Below are 14,217 nucleotides of genomic sequence, written 5' to 3'. Positions count from 1 at the left end.
GGGTAGCCCATGTGTGTGAGCTGAGCAGGTGATGCCTGCTGCGACGAGTGAGAGGTGATCACATGAGCCAGGGCGACGCCCCGGTCGGGCGATCGGTGAAGACGGCGGCGGCCGGCGTACGGGATCTCGCCGCGGAGGCCGCGCGGGTGGGTGCGGCCGCGGCCGCGCGGGCGGTCGAAATCACCGATCGGAAGCTGGCCGAGAGCAAGGACGAACTCGCGAAGGTCGGCCGTGCGGCGACCAAGGACCTCGACAAGAGCACCCGGTCGTCCCGCCGTGACGTGCTGGCGAACAGCAGCGCGGCCCGCGACGAGGTCCTGGCCCGCGCGGCGAAGCTGCGCGACCCGGGCCGCAAGGCGGCCCAGGCGGTGGCGACGGTGGTGAGCTCGGCGGGCGAGTCGGGCCGCAAGCGCCGCAAGGCGGTGGCCACGGCGAAGCGCGACCTGGCGGTGGCGCTCCAGGAGGCCAAGAGCGTGGCCCGCGGCGAGCGCACCAAGCGGGCCCGCTGGCCGTGGCTGGTGGCACTGGGCGCGGTGGCCGCGGCGATCGTGGCGGTGGTCCAGGTCCGCCGGCCGAACCCGCTGGCCGAGGCGGAGAAGAACGCCTCGGCGGGGTCGGCGGAGGCGGACGCGACGACGGCCGCGAAGCCGACGCCGGCGGCAGCGGCGAAGCCGACGCCGGCTGCCGCCCCGACCCCGACCTCGGCCTCGGCTCCGGCCTCGCGGCCGGCGGCGGCCAAACCGGCCTCCGCGGCGGCCAAGCCGGCCCCGGCCGAGAAGCCGGCCCAGCAGGCGGCCAAGGCGGCCGACGGGGCGAACGGCCGCGCGCCCGCGGGCCGCGGCCAGAACAAGTCCCACTGAGTGCGGTACCGGTACCTGCGCCCGAGGTGATCACGGGCGCGGGTACCGGTATGCCCGCGGCAGCCCACCCGGCGGCGAGCTGGGGCGGTTCGGTGCGGGGGCGGCCCCGGCTGGCGGCGGTGGCGGCTGGTCTTGAGCGGCCTGGCGCGCGGCCCCACCCGCGGCGCCCTGGCCCGCTGCGGCTGGTCCCGGAAGCGCGGCGTGCCGCAACCAACCCGCGCCGGCCAAGCCCGCAGCGTGATCGCACCCGTCGCCAGCCGCTGAAAGCGCTTACACTCCCCTCAACAAGTGGGAGGTCGCCGATGGCGTGGCAGTTCGCCGTGAGCACGCTGGGCATGCCCGGCGTTCCCGTCCGCGAAGCCGCACGCATCGCGCGAACCCACCACTGCGCCGGCCTCGAACTGCGCGTTCACCCCGACGAAGAAGTCCACTTGGGACTCTCCGGCCCCGCCACCGATGCCGTCCGGGCCCTGCTCGACGGCGAGGGCCTCGCCATCTCCTGCCTCGCCGGCTACGCCAAGGTCGCCGCTCCCGGGGCTGACCGGCCCGTCGTCGATGAGCTCAAAGCCCTGATCGCCCTGGCGCACCGCATCGGCGCCCGGGACGTCCGCGTCTTCCCCGGCGGCGGCGATGGCGGCAATGGCGGTGGAGGTGGCGGTGGAGGTGGCGATGCCCGCGCCCGCATCGCCGCCGTCCTCGACGAGTTGCGGGGGGCCGGGGTGCGGCTGCTCGTCGAGACGCACGATTCGCACCCCACCGGGGCCGCGGCGCTGCGCCTGGTCGCCGGGTTCGAGGCGCCGGAGCTGGCCGCCGTGCTGTGGGATGCCGTGCACCCGTGGCGGGCCGGCGAAGCACCCGCCGTCACCCGGCGCGTGCTCGGCCCCTACCTCGGCTACTTCCAGGTCAAGGACGTGGCGAGCCGCGCGACGCCGACGCCCGTGCCGCCGGGCGAGGGCGCCGTCCCGCTCACCGACTGCGGTGAGCTGCTGCGGTCGTGGTCCGGCTGGGTGTCGCTGGAGTGGGAAAAGGCCTGGTACCCCGGCCTCGCGCCGGTCGACGTCCCGCTGCGCGCCGCCTCGGCCTGGTTCGGCCGGTACGCCGCGCCACCCGGCTGACCCGGGGCCGCGGGGTGCCCCCGCGGCCCGGGCCGGTCAGCGTCCGGAGAAGTTCACGTCACTGCAGAAGTAGTACGACTGGTCGAGGTGGCTGGCCTGCCAGATGGTGTAGACGACGTGCCGTCCCGTCCGGGACCCCGCGTTCACCGCGACCTGGTACTGCCCGGCGGGGGCGAGCTTGCCCGTCTGGGCGACCAGTTCGAGGTTGCCCCAGCCCAGCGGCCGGGTCGCCGGGTCGAAGCCCTGCTTGGTGAGGTACACCAGCAGGTAGTCGGCGCCGTGCCGGGCCTGGTCAGTGATGGTCAGGGTGAACCGGTTGTCCTTGTTCGCCGTCTGCCACGCGCCGACCGTGTCGAGGGCGTTGTACCGGGGCGCCTGCGTGCGGCCGCCGCTGCACAGCGTTCCGTCGGGAATCGCGCCCTGGTGGTTGCCCTTGACGCCTTCGCGGTAGAGCCCGTTCCAGTTCCACATCGCGTTCGGGTCGGCCTGCCAGGCCTGCCAGCACATCGGGTCCTTCGTCGCCATGGTGGGGTTCTGGAAGTCGCTGCCCCAGCGGTTCCAGCAGCCGTAGTTGCGCGACGGCGGGTCGGTGGCGGACCCGTGCGCGTCGGCGACGCCGGTGAGCACGCCGCCCAGCAGCACGGCGGTCACGGCCGTCACCACCAGGGAGAGCAGGGTTTTGCGTCGGGGAACCACGCTGTCCTCCTTCGTCGGGGCCGGATTCGGGAGCGCTCCCAAGGCGCCGACCATACGCGGCGCCGCCGCGCACCGGCCACCCACGATCTCCGCGAAACCTTTGCGGGACAAGTGTTCCCGGCACGGAGCCGGACTGAACGAGCACTGAACGGCGGAGGGCGGCGAACCCCGGACCGCCCGATCGGTCCCGGCCGGGGGAACGCCCGGTGAACAGGAGGCGGGCCGGCTGCTCCGCGCGGGTGCATCCGGAAAAATCGTCACGGGCGCGCGGACACCGGGTCCTCTGAGGACTTGAACCGATCTCCGCTCGGTGCTATAGGAATAAGGGAGAGCAGGACATGACCTGGTGACATCGCGAGACGATCCGGGGAGTGAACGACGATGCCGGACAAGATCGCCCGTTCGGCCGCGGCCGACGGGTTCACCGAGCTGGTGCTGGCCGACCCCGAGTGGGTCCGGGCGGAGTTCGACGCGATCGTGACCGCGAACTTCGACCCGCCACCACCGGTTCCCGCCGCCCGCCGCCGTGGGGCCGGGCCGCGGCCGCCCGCGGTCGTCGGCTTGCCGCGGCGACGCCCCGGTGTCCGCCTGCTCGCCGCGAAGTGCCCGCGCCGGGAGAGGTCCCCGCCGCGGCTCCGGACGGCGAAGCGAACGGACACCGGGAAAGGGGAGTGATGCCGTGACGGCTGCCGGATCATCCACGGCGCCGGCGGGCGCTGCCTGCCCCGACAGCGGCCGGTAGGACCATCGCAGTCCCGGCCACCGCGCCTCCAGGCGCATTCCGCGGCAGCGACGCCGGCGTGCCGGGAGCCGTCGAGTTCGCGCAACCACGGACAACGGTTTCGACACGCTGGTTCCTCCGCCGGTTCCGGTGCCGCGCGCCGGCACCGGAACCGGGTGGGGGCGAACGCAGGGAGGGCCCCGATGCCCGACGAGTTCACCCCGCCGAACGACCTGGCCGATCAGCAGGTGCCGGTCGGGTTCGACGGCGCCGATGCCGAAGACGTCCCCGGGGTGCCGGCCGACGCCGATCCCGCGGATTTCGCCGACCAGCACCGCGAAGCGCCCGTGCCGGCCGACGGCGAGCCGTGGCCGTGAGCCGCGGTCACCACGCCAGGACTTCGCCCCGCCGCGGCAGCCGCACCCGCGGCGGCGCGGACCAGTGGGGCACTGGCGAGCAGCACAGGTCGTAGTCGTCGAAATGACCGGCACCGCGCGGCAGTCGGGTGGTCGTTGCCCGGCATTCGCGCGACCGCTCCCGCCGTCCAGGTGACGGCGGGAGCGGTCGCGGGCAGGCTCAGTTGCCGGGGCGGGCCACGTCTCCGCGCCAGGCGCCGGTTTCGCGGCCGCCGCGCTCCTCGATGAAGGTCTTGAACCGGCCGAGGTCGCCCTTGACGCGGCGGTCGAGGATGCCGAGCTTGTCGGCGACGTTCTCGACGAAGCCGTCCGGGTCGATGTCGAGCTGGGCGGTGACCCGGGTGTGCCGGTCGTCGAGGCGGTGGAACGTGACGACGCCGGCGTGCGTCGGGCCGGAATCGGACTTCCAGGCGACGCGCTCGTCCGGGTGCTGCTCGGTGATCGTCGCGTCGAACTCCCGGGTCTGCCCGCCGACACTGATCTTCCAGTGGGTGTGGGTGTCGTCGAGCTGCCGGATCTCGTCGACGCCCTCCATGAAGTGCGGGAACGACTCGAACTGCGTCCACTGGTTGTAGGCGGTGGTGACGTCGGTCTCGACGTCGACGGATTCGGTGACGGTGCTCATCGCGGCCGGTCCTTTCGTGCGGGCGGGCTGGTCCGCTCCCGGTTACCCGGCAAATCGATGACAAAACGATGCAACCGTTCTAGGGTCGGCGGTGACGGAGAGGAGCGCCCGTGACCGGCGACCGGACGCCCGCGCTGACGGTGCAGGTCCGCACCGTGCCCGAAGCAGTCGTCGTCGCGGCGGCCGGCGACCTGGATCTCGGCACCGCGCCGGTGCTGCGCACGCGGGCCCGCGCCGCGCTGGACGGCGGGCCGGGCGCGCTCATCGTGGACCTGGGCGCGATCACCTTCTGCGGTTCGGCGGGGCTGCAGGTCCTCGCCGAGCTCGCCGGGGAGACGGCGGCCGCGGACCTGCCGTTCGCGGTGGTCGCCGCCGGGCGCCCGGTGCTGCGTTCCCTGCAGGTCACCCGCCTGGACGGCACGCTCGTGCTGCACCCGACGGTGGACCGCGCCCGCGCTTGGCTCCGGCAGCGACCCGCGAACGGTGGTTAGGGCCGGCCCGGTCGCGGGTAGTCCTCCGCCATGGAAGCGGAGGCGCTGCTGCAGAGCCTGACCCGCGTGGTGACCGCCCTCGACGGCACCGGCATCCGGTTCGCCGTCGCCGGCGGCCTGGCCGTGTACGCCCGCGGCGGGCCGCCGTCGGACCACGACGTCGACCTGTTCCTCAAGCCCGGCGACGCGGACCGGGCCGCGGAGGTGCTCACCGCCGCGGGCCTGCGCCGCGTGCACCCGCCGGAGGACTGGCTGACGAAAGTCTACGACGGCGACATCCTCGTCGACCTCATCCACGGCCCCAACCACCGGCCGGTGACCGACGAACTGCTCGACCGCGCGGCGCTGATGCGGATCGGGTCCACCGCGGCGCCGGTCGTCTCCGGCACCGACCTGCTGGTGGACAAGCTGCTCGTGCTGAGCGCGCACCGGTGCGACTTCGCGCCGCTGCTGCGGATCGCCCGCGACCTGCGCGAGCAGGTCGACTGGACCGACGTCGCCGTGCAGGTGTCGGCGTCCCCGTACGCCCGGGCGTTCCTGGCCCTGCTCGGCGACCTGGCCGTGATCGACCCCAAGGAGGCACTCGTGCCCGAACCACCGCAGTACCTCGTCGCCCGGCTCAGCCGGGCACTGGCCGAAGACCCCCGCACCGCCGAGCTCGGCGTGCACGTGACCGTCCGTGGCGAGCACGTCCACCTCACCGGCGAAGTCACCTGCCCCGCGCGCCGGGAGGAGGTCGACGCCGTCGTCGGCGAGTACCTGACCGGCGAGCTGGTGCACAACGACATCCGGGTCGCCGACGTCCGCGAACCGGCGAGCGCGGAGGAGATCGGCCGATGAGGATCGCCGCGGTCGGGGACGTGCACCTGGGCGAGGACTCCCGCGGCCTGCTCCGCCCGGCCCTGGAGCACCTGGCGGGCACCGCCGACGTCCTGCTGCTGGCCGGGGACCTCACCCGGCACGGCACCGTCGAGGAGGCCCGCGTGGTGGCCGACGAGCTCGCCGGGCTCGGCGTGCCGATCGCCGCGGTCCTCGGCAACCACGACCACCACAGCGACGCCGGCGAGATGATCTCCAACCTGCTCCGGGAAACCGGTGTCGACGTCCTGGAAGGCGAGGCGGTCCGGTACGACCTGCCGGACGGCTCCCTGGGCGTCGCGGGCGTCAAGGGCTTCGGCGGCGGGTTCGCCGGCAAGTGCGCCAGCCGGTTCGGCGAGCGGGAGATGAAGGACTTCGTCGAGACCACGATCGCGTCGGCGGATTCGCTGCGCAAAGCGTTGCAAAACCTCGACACGGACGTCGTCGTGGCCCTGACCCACTACGCGCCGATCCCCGGGACGCTGCATGGCGAGCCACCCGAGATCCACCCGTTCCTGGGCTCGTACCTGCTGTGCGAGCCGATCGACGAGCTGGGGGTGGATCTGGCGCTGCACGGGCACGCGCACTTCGGCTGCGAGCAGGGGGTGACCCCGGGCGGGGTGCGGGTGCGGAACGTGGCGCAGCCGGTGATCCGGAAGGCGTATGCGCTCTACGAACTGCACCCGGCGGAACTGGCCACACGCCGCTGACGCCGTGCCGGGCACCTTCGTCCCGCCGGATGCGAGGAAGATGCCCGGCAGGATTCGGCCGGGTCACTGCGCCAGCAGCGCCCGCACCGCCGCGAGCACCGGGCCTTCGCCGGCCGCGGCCAGGATCTCTTCGGCCGTGTGCCAGCACTCCCTGGCCGCGTCGGGGCCGAGCAAGCTCGAGCGGGCCCGGCCGAGCACCACGAACGCGTACGCCTGGCCCAGCCGGTGCCCGGTCGCCCGGAACCCCGCGATGGCCTGGACGGCCAGGCTTTCCGCGGTCTCGGGTACGCCCGCGTTGAACGACACCCACGCCAGGCTGGTCCGGGCCTGCTCGGCCAGCAGGCGGAAGCCGCCCTCTTCGGCGTCGCGCAACGCCGTCCCGGCGTGCGTGGCCGCGGCCACTCTGTCCACAGTAGACAGTCCGATCGAGGTGGCGATCCGGCCGCGCAGGTAGCCGATCTTCTCCGCCAGCCGGTGGGCTTCGGCGTACTCCGCCAGCGCGGCCGCCGGGTCGCCCGCCTGGCGGTGCAGGTCACCCAGCGCGCCGAGCGCGTCCACCTCGAACCGCTGGTTGCCCGCCTCGCGGGCCACGGTCACCGCCAGCCGCGCCGCGGGCCACGCCGCCTCGAGGTCGCCGGTCACCCGGTGCACCGCGGCGAGCCGGACCAGCGCGTCCGCTTCGTCGTCGCGGGAGCCGAGCTCCCGCAACGCGGCCAGCGCCTCGGAGAGCACGGCCCGGGCCCTGGCCAGGTCGCCCGACACGCGGTAGCCGTACCCGAGGTTGCACTGCGCGATCGCCGCCGCGTGCGGTGAGCCGAGCCGGCGGCAGAGCTCGAGCGCGCTTTCGTTGTGCTCGACGCCTTCGGCGAGCCTGCCGTGTTCGATGAGCACCGCACCCAGGTTGATCAGCCCGTTCGCCGCCCGGATCGACGCGCCGCCGCGCATCGTGCCGGCCAGCGCCGCGGTGAAGTGCTCGATCGCCCGGTCGAGCCGGCCGAGGTCCAGGTGCACGACGCCGAGCGCGTGCAGGACCGAATCGCCGCCGTCGCGGGCGCCGGCGGCGCGGTAGGACGCCTGGGCGGCTTCGAGTTCCACGAGCGCCGTTTCGTAGTCGCCGCGGCTCCAGGCCAGCGCGCCGAGGCTGTGCCGCATCGCCCCGGCGGCCCGTTCGTTCCCGGCGCGCCGCGCGGTGGCCAGCCCGGCGGTCGCGGCCGCCTGCCATTCGGCGTCGAGCCGGTGGGAGTGGAAGAAGCCGCGCAGCAGGTCGGCGGCCCGCCAGACGAACGACCCCTGGCCCGCCCGGGCGGTCCACCGGATCGCGGCCAGGACGTTGCCGTGCTCGGCCAGCAGCCAGCGGCGGGCTTCGGCCGGTTCGACGGCTTCTTCGGCCTCGGGCGCGTCGGGCAGCCGTTGCAGGTCGGGGTAGAGCGCGGTCGCGGCGCCGGCCGCCGCACGCAGGTAGTACCCGAACAGCCCATCGAGGGCAGTCGCCCGCTCGACCGGCGACAACTCCGCACGGGCCCGCTCGGCGGCGTAGGCGCGAAGCAGGTCGTGCAGGCCGAACCGGTCGTCGCCGCGGGCCTGCACCAGGTGGCTCGCGGCGAGGTCGCGCAGCAGCCGCCCGGCCTCGGCTTCGGCCAACCCGGCCAGTGCCGCCGCGCCCGCCACGCCGATGTCCGCGCCGGGCACCAGCCCGAGCAGGCGGAAGAACCGGGCCGCCGGCCAGGGAACGGCGTCGAAGGACAGGTCGAAGGCCCGCCGGACGCCGAGCCGCTCGGCGCCCGGCACGGCCAGCCGGCCGACCAGATCGGGCCCGGCCAGTTCGGCGAGGTAGCCGCGCAGCGACCGGTCCGGCCACAGCGCGAGGTTCGCCGCGACGACCCGCAGCGCCAGCGGCAGCCCGGCGCACAGCCGCACCAGCTCGCGCGCGGCGGCGTCCTCGGCGGCGACGCGCTCTTCGCCGACGATCGAGGCGAGCAGGGCGAGGGAATCCTCCGGCGGCAGCTCGCCCAGTTCCACGAGCCGGGTGTCCACGGTGGCGGCCAGGCCGCAGAGCCGGTCGCGGCTGGTGATCAGCACCGCGCAGCCCGGGCTCCCGGGCAGCAGCGCGCGGACCTGGCTCGGCCCGGCCACGTTGTCCAGCACGATCAGCACCTGCCGGTCGGCGAGCACCGAGCGGTAGAGCGCCGCGGCGTCGGCGAGCTCGGTCGGCACCTGGCCGGGCCGCACGCCGAGCGCGTGCGAGAACCGGGTCAGCACCTCCAGCTGCGCGAGCGCCGGAACCGCGGAGTAGCCCTGGAGGTCGGCGAAGAGCTGGCCGTCCGGGAAGTGCCGGGCGGCCCGGTGCGCCCAGTGCACCGCGGCGGTCGTCTTGCCCACGCCGGCCGGCCCGACGAGCAGCGCGATCGGCGGGTGCGTGCCGGGCGCAGCGCCGACGAATTCGTCCAAAGTGGACATGAGCTGGGCGCGGCCGACGAGCGTGGCGACGTCCGGGGGCAGCTGCCGCGGCCGGAACTCCGGCTGCGCGACGGCGGCCGGCTCCTCGGGCGGCTCGTCGGCGAGGACGGCCCGGTGGGCGCGCCGCAGCCGTTCGCCGGGACCGACGCCGAGCTCACCGGTGAACATCCGGTGCAGCTCCCGATAGGTCTCGAGGGCGTCGGCACGGCGGCCCGAACGGTGCAGGGCCTCCAGGTACAGCGCCCACAACGCCTCCCGCCACGGGTGCTGGCGCGTCACCCGCGCCAGCTCGTCGGTGATCTCGCCGGGCCGGCCGAGTTCGAGGCTGACTTCGAAGTAACGCTCCTGCGCGCGCAGCCGCTCTTCGGCGGGCCCCTCGACGTCTTCCCGGCTCAGCACCTCGGCCGGGACGTCGGCGAGCACCGGGCCGCGCCAGCAGGCGAGCGCCGCGGCGAGCAGCTCGCGTTCGGCGTCCGGGCGCGGCTCGGCGCGCGCGGCGGCGGTGAGCTCGCGGAACCGCAGCAGGTCGTGCCGCTCGGGCGGTACGCGCAGCAGGTAGCCGGTCGGCTGGGTTTCGACGACGCCGTCGCCGAGCGCCCGCCGCAGCCGGACCGCGTGCACCTGGATGCTCTTGCGCGCGGTCTCCGGCGGGTCGTCGCCCCACAGCAGCTCGGTGAGCCGCTCGAGCGACACCGTCGTGTTCGCCCGCATCAGCAACGCCGCCAGCAGGGCCCGCACCTTGGGCCCGGTGACCGGGACGAGCACACCGTCCCGCTGGACCTGCAACGGTCCGAGCACCCCGAAGCTCAGCACTTTTCCGCACCCCCCGCTGACCGGACGAACCGGTCATCCCGCCCGCGAGGTTAGCGGGAACCGGTCAGCCGGGTGGGGTGGGCTGCACCACCGGCGGCGAGAGCACCGCGGGTGGGTCGTGTTCGCCGGGGCTGGGTTGCGCTTGCGGGGCGGGTGGGTGGGTTGCGTTCGCCGGCGGCTGGGTGGGGCTTGCGGGTGGGTGGGTTGTGTTCGCCGGGGACCGGGTCGCGCTTGCCGGGGCTGCGGTTGCGCTTGCCGGTGGCTCGGTCGCGTCCGCCGCTCCCGGGAAAGCCGCGGCCGGGGTTCGGGGACCCCGGCCGCGGTGGTGATCAGGAGAAGCGTCAGGCGGCGCCCAGCTCACGGGTGCGCAGGCTGCGGGCCAAGAAGCGAAGCGTCCTCATGGCGGTCCTCCTTCCAGCGGGTGTTACCAGCGGAGGCCGATGTTGGACGGCCCGGCGGAACCGGAGACGGTGCCGTACAGCCACTGGGCCGCCACGCCGCCGCAGGTCCAGGACCGCGGCGGGTCCGCGGCGCCGAACCCGGCGCGGCAGACGGTGCCGTTGCCGTTGAGGACGGCCCACTCCGCCCCGCCGTTGCCGTGCACGTCGGCATCGACCGAGAGGGTGCCGCCGGGGAACCACACCTCGATCGTCTGGCAAGCACTGCCCGGGCACGTTCTCGAAGTGCCGGCGGCCAGTGCGGCCGGTGCGGCGAGTGCGAGCGCACTGGCGGCGACCGCTCCCACGACGGCCGTCCGCTTCACGAATCGGTTCATGTCTGCCCTCTTTCCCGTGTCGAGACGGAAGGGGCGGGCGCTGCAGGCCCCCAGCCTGCAGCGCGCGTCGCGATCGACGCGGGAAGCGCTCCCCCGGTACCCTCCCTGGCTGCCAGGCGACCGGCACCCTCCACCGGCAAGTCCCCCCGGCCGGTGAGCTCCGGATCCCCCGTTCCCCGCTCCGACCGCCTGGCCCGACCGATCTTGCCGGGCGCCGGTTAAAGCCGGGCAAAACCGCTCAGGCGGCCGGGTGCGCGGCCGCGGCCAGCACGTGCGGCGCCAGGCCGTCGGCGATCACGGCGTAGCCGGCCGAGGACGGGTGGAACCGGTCGGCGGAGAACAGCGCGGGGTCGGCGGCGAAGCGGGCGGCGAGTTCGGGGCCCGCGGTGGCCACCGCGCCACCGGCCCGGATGGCGGCTTCGGCCTGGGCCTGCGCGTAGTGGCCGCTGGCCGCCGACACCAGCTGCCGGTAGGGCCCGGGCACCCGGGCCACGATCCCCAGGTCGGGCGCCGGCACCACGATGACGCGGGCGCCGGCGCGGACCAGCCGGGCGACGGCGTCGTGCAGCTGCCGCGCCCCGACGGCGGGGGAGACGAACCCGGCGAGGTCGTTCGCGCCGATCACGATCAGCGCCAGGTCCACGCCCTCGCCGAGGGCGACGCCGACCTGGCGTTCGAGGTCGGCCGAGCGGGCACCGGGCACGCCGAAGCCGCGCAGGCGCACGACGTGCCCTGCCTCGCGCAGCCGCCGGGCGAGCCGACGGCCGAGGGTGTCGTCCTCCCGGCTGCTGCCGACGCCGGCTGCCAGCGAGTCACCGAGGACGCAGAATCGGAGTGGTGCGGTCATCACCGGGTACAACGTGGCCGGGCCGTCGTTGTTTCCCGTGGGGCCGGAGGTCACGGTGACCAGGAGTGTGTGGGTGCGGGTGGTGCTGGTGGCCGTGGTGCTCGTGGTGGTGCTGCTGACCGCCGTCTGGGCGGTCCAGCGCCGGCTGATCTACCTGCCGGACCCCGGGCCGGTGCCCGCCGCCGCGAGCGTGCTGCCCGGAGTGGTGGCCGAGGACGTCCGCCTCCGCACCGCCGACGGGCTGGAGCTGGGCGCCTGGTACCTGCGTCCGCCCGGCCGGGAGCCGCCGGCGACGGTGCTGGTCGCGGGCGGCAACGGCGGCAACCGGGCGGGCCGGGCCCCGCTCGCCGCGAAGCTCGTGCGGGCCGGGCTGGCCGTGCTGGTGTTCGACTACCGCGGGTACGGCGGCAATCCCGGCGACCCCGGCGAGGAGGGCCTGGCCCTCGACGCCCGCGCGGCCCACCGCTTCCTGACCGAGGACCGGCGGGTGCCGCCCGGGCGGCTCGTCTACTTCGGCGAAAGCCTCGGCTCCGCCGTCGTGACGGAACTGGCCCTCGAACACCCGCCGGCGGGGCTGCTCCTGCGGTCGCCGTTCGTGGACCTGGCGGCGGTGGGCGCGGAGGTCTACCCGTACCTGCCGGTGCGGCTGCTGCTGCGCGACCGCTTCCCGGTCAAGGAGCAGGCCGCGCGGCTCCGCGTCCCGGCGGTGGTGGTCGCCGGCGGCCGGGATTCGCTCGTCCCGCCGTCCCAGAGCCGCGAAGTGGCGGCCGCGGCGTCGGCCCGGCTGGTGGAGATCCCGGGCGCCGACCACAACGACCCGGTGCTGCTCGACGGCCCGGAGCTGATCGCGGCGGTGCTGTCGCTGGTGCCGCGCTGAGCCCGTCACCACCACCGCGTTCCTGGTCCTGGAGCGGGTGTCCGGCGGGGGCGACGACCGGCAAGCTCGTGCCGCGCGTGCGGTGAGGCGCGGGCCACTGTGACGGGTGTCCGCCTTGAGAGCCGGGCCGAGTCGCGCATAATGGCCCCTGACCGACTGCTTGGTATGTGCCGGGCACCACAGCCGAAGGAGACCCGTGAACTCGTTCAAGGATCGCGTCGCGATCGTCACCGGGGCCAGCCGGGGCATCGGCCTCGGGATCGCGAAGACGCTCGTCGAGCGCGGCGCCAAGGTCTGCCTCACCGCGCGCAAGCCGGAGGCACTGGAAGAGGCCGTCAGCTCCCTCGGCGGCCCGGACGTCGCGATGTTCGTGGCGGGCAAGTCCGACGACACCGACCACCAGGACGAGACGGTCGCCAAGACGATCGAGACCTTCGGCAGGCTCGACTACCTGGTCAACAACACCGGCATCAACCCCGCCTACGGGCCCACCCTGGACATCGACCCGGCGGCCGCGGCGAAAATCCTCGCCGTCAACGTGCTCGCGCCGCTGGCCTGGACCAAGCGCGCCCGCGACGCGTGGATGGGGGAGCACGGCGGCGCCGTCGTCAACGTCGCCTCCGTCGCCGGCCTCGGCGCTTCGCCGGGCATCGGCCTGTACGGCGTCAGCAAAGCCGCGCTGATCCGGCTGACCGTCGAGCTCGGGGCCGAGCTGGGGCCGAAGATCCGCGTCAACGCCGTCGCGCCGGCCGTGGTCAAGACGAAGTTCGCGACCGCGCTGTACGAGGGCCGCGAGGAGGAGGTCGCCGCGGCGTACCCGATGAAGCGGCTCGGCGTGCCGTCCGACATCGCGGGCGCGGTGGCGTTCCTGCTCTCGGACGACGCGGGCTGGATCACCGGGCAGACGGTGGTCCTCGACGGCGGCGTGACCCTCGGCGGTGGCCTGTGACCGGCGTCGTCGTCACCGGGGCCGGCGGGGGCATCGGCGCCGCGCTGGCCCGCCGCTTCGCCGCCGACGGGGCCCGGGTCGTCGTGGCCGACCTCGACGGGGACCGGGCCGCGGAGGTGGCCGCCGAAGTCGGCGGGACGGCGTTCGCGGGCGACGTCGCGAGCCTGGACGGCGTCACGAAGCTGATCGACAGCGCGCGCTCGGCCCTCGGGGAGATCGACGTCTTCTGCGCGAACGCGGGCATCGCGCCCTTCGGCGGCGCGGAGAGCGGCGAGGACGTGTGGGCGCGCACCTGGGAAGTCAACGTCATGTCCCACGTCCGCGCGGCCAACCTCCTGCTGCCGGCGTGGCTCGAGCGCGGCAAGGGCCACTTCATCGCGACGGTGTCCGCGGCGGGGCTGCTGACCAGCCTCGGCTCGGCGCCGTACTCGGTGACCAAGCACGGCGCGCTGGCGTTCGCGGAATGGCTGTCGGCGACCTACCGCCACCGCGGCATCACCGTGCAGGCGATCTGCCCGCAGGGCGTGCGCACCGCGATGCTGGAGAGCACCGGCACCGCGGGGCAGCTGCTGATGGGCGCGTCGGCGATCGAGCCGGAGCAGGTGGCGGACGCGCTGTTCGCGGCGATGGACGAGAAGCGGTTCCTGGTGCTGCCGCATCCCGAGGTCGCGGGGTACTACGCGGCGCGCGCCACCGAGACCGACCGCTGGCTCGGCGGGATGAACAAGCTGCAGCGGAAGGTCGAGGAGGCCGTCGGAGAGCTGTGACCGGCTAGCCGAGTAATGCGTAACTCGGTTGGTGGTCGGTGATGTCCCCTCAAATCACGGAGCGGCCCCGTCCGGCGAGGACATTCTTTTCTTCTAAGCCGCGGCAGAAGTGTCCTCTGCTCTGCCGCGGCAGGGTGAACCCGCGGCAGGGCGGGGCCGACCTCCCCCGCCCCTCCGGTGGGAGTTTCAGTCGCCGGTCGGGTTGGTCAAGGCGGGAAAGCGTGCCTTGACCAACCCGAC

15 protein-coding genes are annotated in these 14,217 nt (G+C 74.6%); 10 read left to right on the top strand and 5 right to left on the bottom strand.

What is annotated here, in order from left to right:
• The first annotated feature begins 62 nt into the window (after nucleotides 1-62).
• Both ACWED2_RS18080 and ACWED2_RS18075 read left to right on the top strand, forming a co-directional pair.
• Entirely contained in the window at nucleotides 63-860 is a 798-nt protein-coding gene (locus ACWED2_RS18080) for a hypothetical protein (RefSeq protein WP_449691621.1), read from the top strand.
• 302 nt (nucleotides 861-1,162) lie between these two features.
• Nucleotides 1,163-1,975, top strand: a complete 813-nt coding sequence (locus ACWED2_RS18075; RefSeq protein ID WP_449691620.1) for a sugar phosphate isomerase/epimerase family protein — start codon at nucleotides 1,163-1,165, stop codon at nucleotides 1,973-1,975.
• 36 nt (nucleotides 1,976-2,011) lie between these two features.
• Here ACWED2_RS18075 and ACWED2_RS18070 read toward each other — a convergent pair whose 3' ends face one another.
• Entirely contained in the window at nucleotides 2,012-2,671 is a 660-nt protein-coding gene (locus ACWED2_RS18070) for a lytic polysaccharide monooxygenase auxiliary activity family 9 protein (RefSeq protein WP_449691619.1), read from the bottom strand.
• Between the two features lie 381 nt (nucleotides 2,672-3,052).
• Between ACWED2_RS18070 and ACWED2_RS18065 the strand changes: the two genes are divergently transcribed.
• Together ACWED2_RS18065 and ACWED2_RS18060 are read left to right on the top strand one after the other, a co-directional pair.
• Nucleotides 3,053-3,346: a hypothetical protein gene (locus ACWED2_RS18065; RefSeq protein ID WP_449691618.1), complete on the top strand. Its 294-nt coding sequence runs from the start codon at nucleotides 3,053-3,055 to the stop codon at nucleotides 3,344-3,346.
• Between the two features lie 249 nt (nucleotides 3,347-3,595).
• A complete protein-coding gene (locus tag ACWED2_RS18060) occupies nucleotides 3,596-3,769 on the top strand; it encodes a hypothetical protein (RefSeq protein ID WP_449691617.1) in 174 nt (57 codons plus the stop codon).
• A 199-nt stretch (nucleotides 3,770-3,968) separates the two neighbouring features.
• Here ACWED2_RS18060 and ACWED2_RS18055 read toward each other — a convergent pair whose 3' ends face one another.
• The gene (locus ACWED2_RS18055) at nucleotides 3,969-4,433 is read right to left on the bottom strand and encodes an SRPBCC family protein (RefSeq protein ID WP_449691616.1); all 465 of its coding nucleotides are present in this window, start codon (nucleotides 4,431-4,433) and stop codon (nucleotides 3,969-3,971) included.
• Nucleotides 4,434-4,543: 110 nt separating this feature from the next.
• Between ACWED2_RS18055 and ACWED2_RS18050 the strand changes: the two genes are divergently transcribed.
• Genes ACWED2_RS18050 through ACWED2_RS18040 form a run of 3 tightly spaced genes read left to right on the top strand, consistent with a single transcriptional unit; the run spans nucleotide 4,544 to nucleotide 6,492 of the window.
• A complete protein-coding gene (locus tag ACWED2_RS18050; RefSeq protein WP_449691615.1) occupies nucleotides 4,544-4,924 on the top strand; it encodes an STAS domain-containing protein in 381 nt (126 codons plus the stop codon).
• 30 nt (nucleotides 4,925-4,954) lie between these two features.
• Nucleotides 4,955-5,764, top strand: coding sequence for a nucleotidyltransferase family protein (locus ACWED2_RS18045; RefSeq protein ID WP_449691614.1), 810 nt, complete (start codon nucleotides 4,955-4,957; stop codon nucleotides 5,762-5,764).
• The gene (locus ACWED2_RS18040; protein ID WP_449691613.1) at nucleotides 5,761-6,492 is read left to right on the top strand and encodes a metallophosphoesterase family protein; all 732 of its coding nucleotides are present in this window, start codon (nucleotides 5,761-5,763) and stop codon (nucleotides 6,490-6,492) included. The genes ACWED2_RS18045 and ACWED2_RS18040 overlap by 4 nt, the downstream gene beginning before the upstream one ends.
• A gap of 63 nt (nucleotides 6,493-6,555) precedes the next feature.
• Here the strand turns inward: ACWED2_RS18040 and ACWED2_RS18035 are convergent, their stop codons facing one another.
• From ACWED2_RS18035 to ACWED2_RS18025, 3 genes are all read right to left on the bottom strand, one after another.
• Nucleotides 6,556-9,762, bottom strand: a complete 3,207-nt coding sequence (locus ACWED2_RS18035) for a BTAD domain-containing putative transcriptional regulator (RefSeq protein ID WP_449691612.1) — start codon at nucleotides 9,760-9,762, stop codon at nucleotides 6,556-6,558.
• A gap of 424 nt (nucleotides 9,763-10,186) precedes the next feature.
• Nucleotides 10,187-10,537, bottom strand: coding sequence for a hypothetical protein (locus tag ACWED2_RS18030; protein WP_449691611.1), 351 nt, complete (start codon nucleotides 10,535-10,537; stop codon nucleotides 10,187-10,189).
• Between the two features lie 238 nt (nucleotides 10,538-10,775).
• Entirely contained in the window at nucleotides 10,776-11,384 is a 609-nt protein-coding gene (locus tag ACWED2_RS18025) for an SGNH/GDSL hydrolase family protein (protein ID WP_449691610.1), read from the bottom strand.
• Between the two features lie 55 nt (nucleotides 11,385-11,439).
• On the opposite strand from ACWED2_RS18025, the gene ACWED2_RS18020 reads away from it, so the two are divergent.
• The 3 genes from ACWED2_RS18020 (at nucleotide 11,440) to ACWED2_RS18010 (ending at nucleotide 13,977) form a co-directional block, all read left to right on the top strand.
• A complete protein-coding gene (locus ACWED2_RS18020) occupies nucleotides 11,440-12,261 on the top strand; it encodes an alpha/beta hydrolase (RefSeq protein ID WP_449691609.1) in 822 nt (273 codons plus the stop codon).
• Nucleotides 12,262-12,457: 196 nt separating this feature from the next.
• Complete coding sequence (locus tag ACWED2_RS18015) at nucleotides 12,458-13,210, top strand: SDR family oxidoreductase (protein WP_449691608.1); 753 nt, start codon at nucleotides 12,458-12,460, stop codon at nucleotides 13,208-13,210.
• Entirely contained in the window at nucleotides 13,207-13,977 is a 771-nt protein-coding gene (locus tag ACWED2_RS18010; protein ID WP_449691607.1) for an SDR family oxidoreductase, read from the top strand. Before ACWED2_RS18015 ends, ACWED2_RS18010 begins: the two co-directional genes overlap by 4 nt.
• Nucleotides 13,978-14,217: the final 240 nt, after the last annotated feature.

The organism is Amycolatopsis sp. NPDC005003, from assembly GCF_053600695.1.
The sequence above is the reverse complement of the archived record's forward strand: the minus strand, read 5'-3'. Positions and strand labels throughout refer to the sequence as shown.

Excerpts from the sequence above, each read along its gene's own strand:
- ACWED2_RS18060 (WP_449691617.1), top strand. The coding sequence starts at position 3,596 with ATGCCCGACGAGTTCACCCCGCCGAACGACCTGGCCGATCAGCAGGTG.
- ACWED2_RS18045 (WP_449691614.1), top strand. The coding sequence starts at position 4,955 with ATGGAAGCGGAGGCGCTGCTGCAGAGCCTGACCCGCGTGGTGACCGCC.
- ACWED2_RS18040 (WP_449691613.1), top strand. The coding sequence starts at position 5,761 with ATGAGGATCGCCGCGGTCGGGGACGTGCACCTGGGCGAGGACTCCCGC.
- ACWED2_RS18055 (WP_449691616.1), bottom strand. The coding sequence starts at position 4,433 with ATGAGCACCGTCACCGAATCCGTCGACGTCGAGACCGACGTCACCACC.
- ACWED2_RS18080 (WP_449691621.1), top strand. The coding sequence starts at position 63 with ATGAGCCAGGGCGACGCCCCGGTCGGGCGATCGGTGAAGACGGCGGCG.
- ACWED2_RS18075 (WP_449691620.1), top strand. The coding sequence starts at position 1,163 with ATGGCGTGGCAGTTCGCCGTGAGCACGCTGGGCATGCCCGGCGTTCCC.
- ACWED2_RS18065 (WP_449691618.1), top strand. The coding sequence starts at position 3,053 with ATGCCGGACAAGATCGCCCGTTCGGCCGCGGCCGACGGGTTCACCGAG.
- ACWED2_RS18030 (WP_449691611.1), bottom strand. The coding sequence starts at position 10,537 with ATGAACCGATTCGTGAAGCGGACGGCCGTCGTGGGAGCGGTCGCCGCC.
- ACWED2_RS18025 (WP_449691610.1), bottom strand. The coding sequence starts at position 11,384 with ATGACCGCACCACTCCGATTCTGCGTCCTCGGTGACTCGCTGGCAGCC.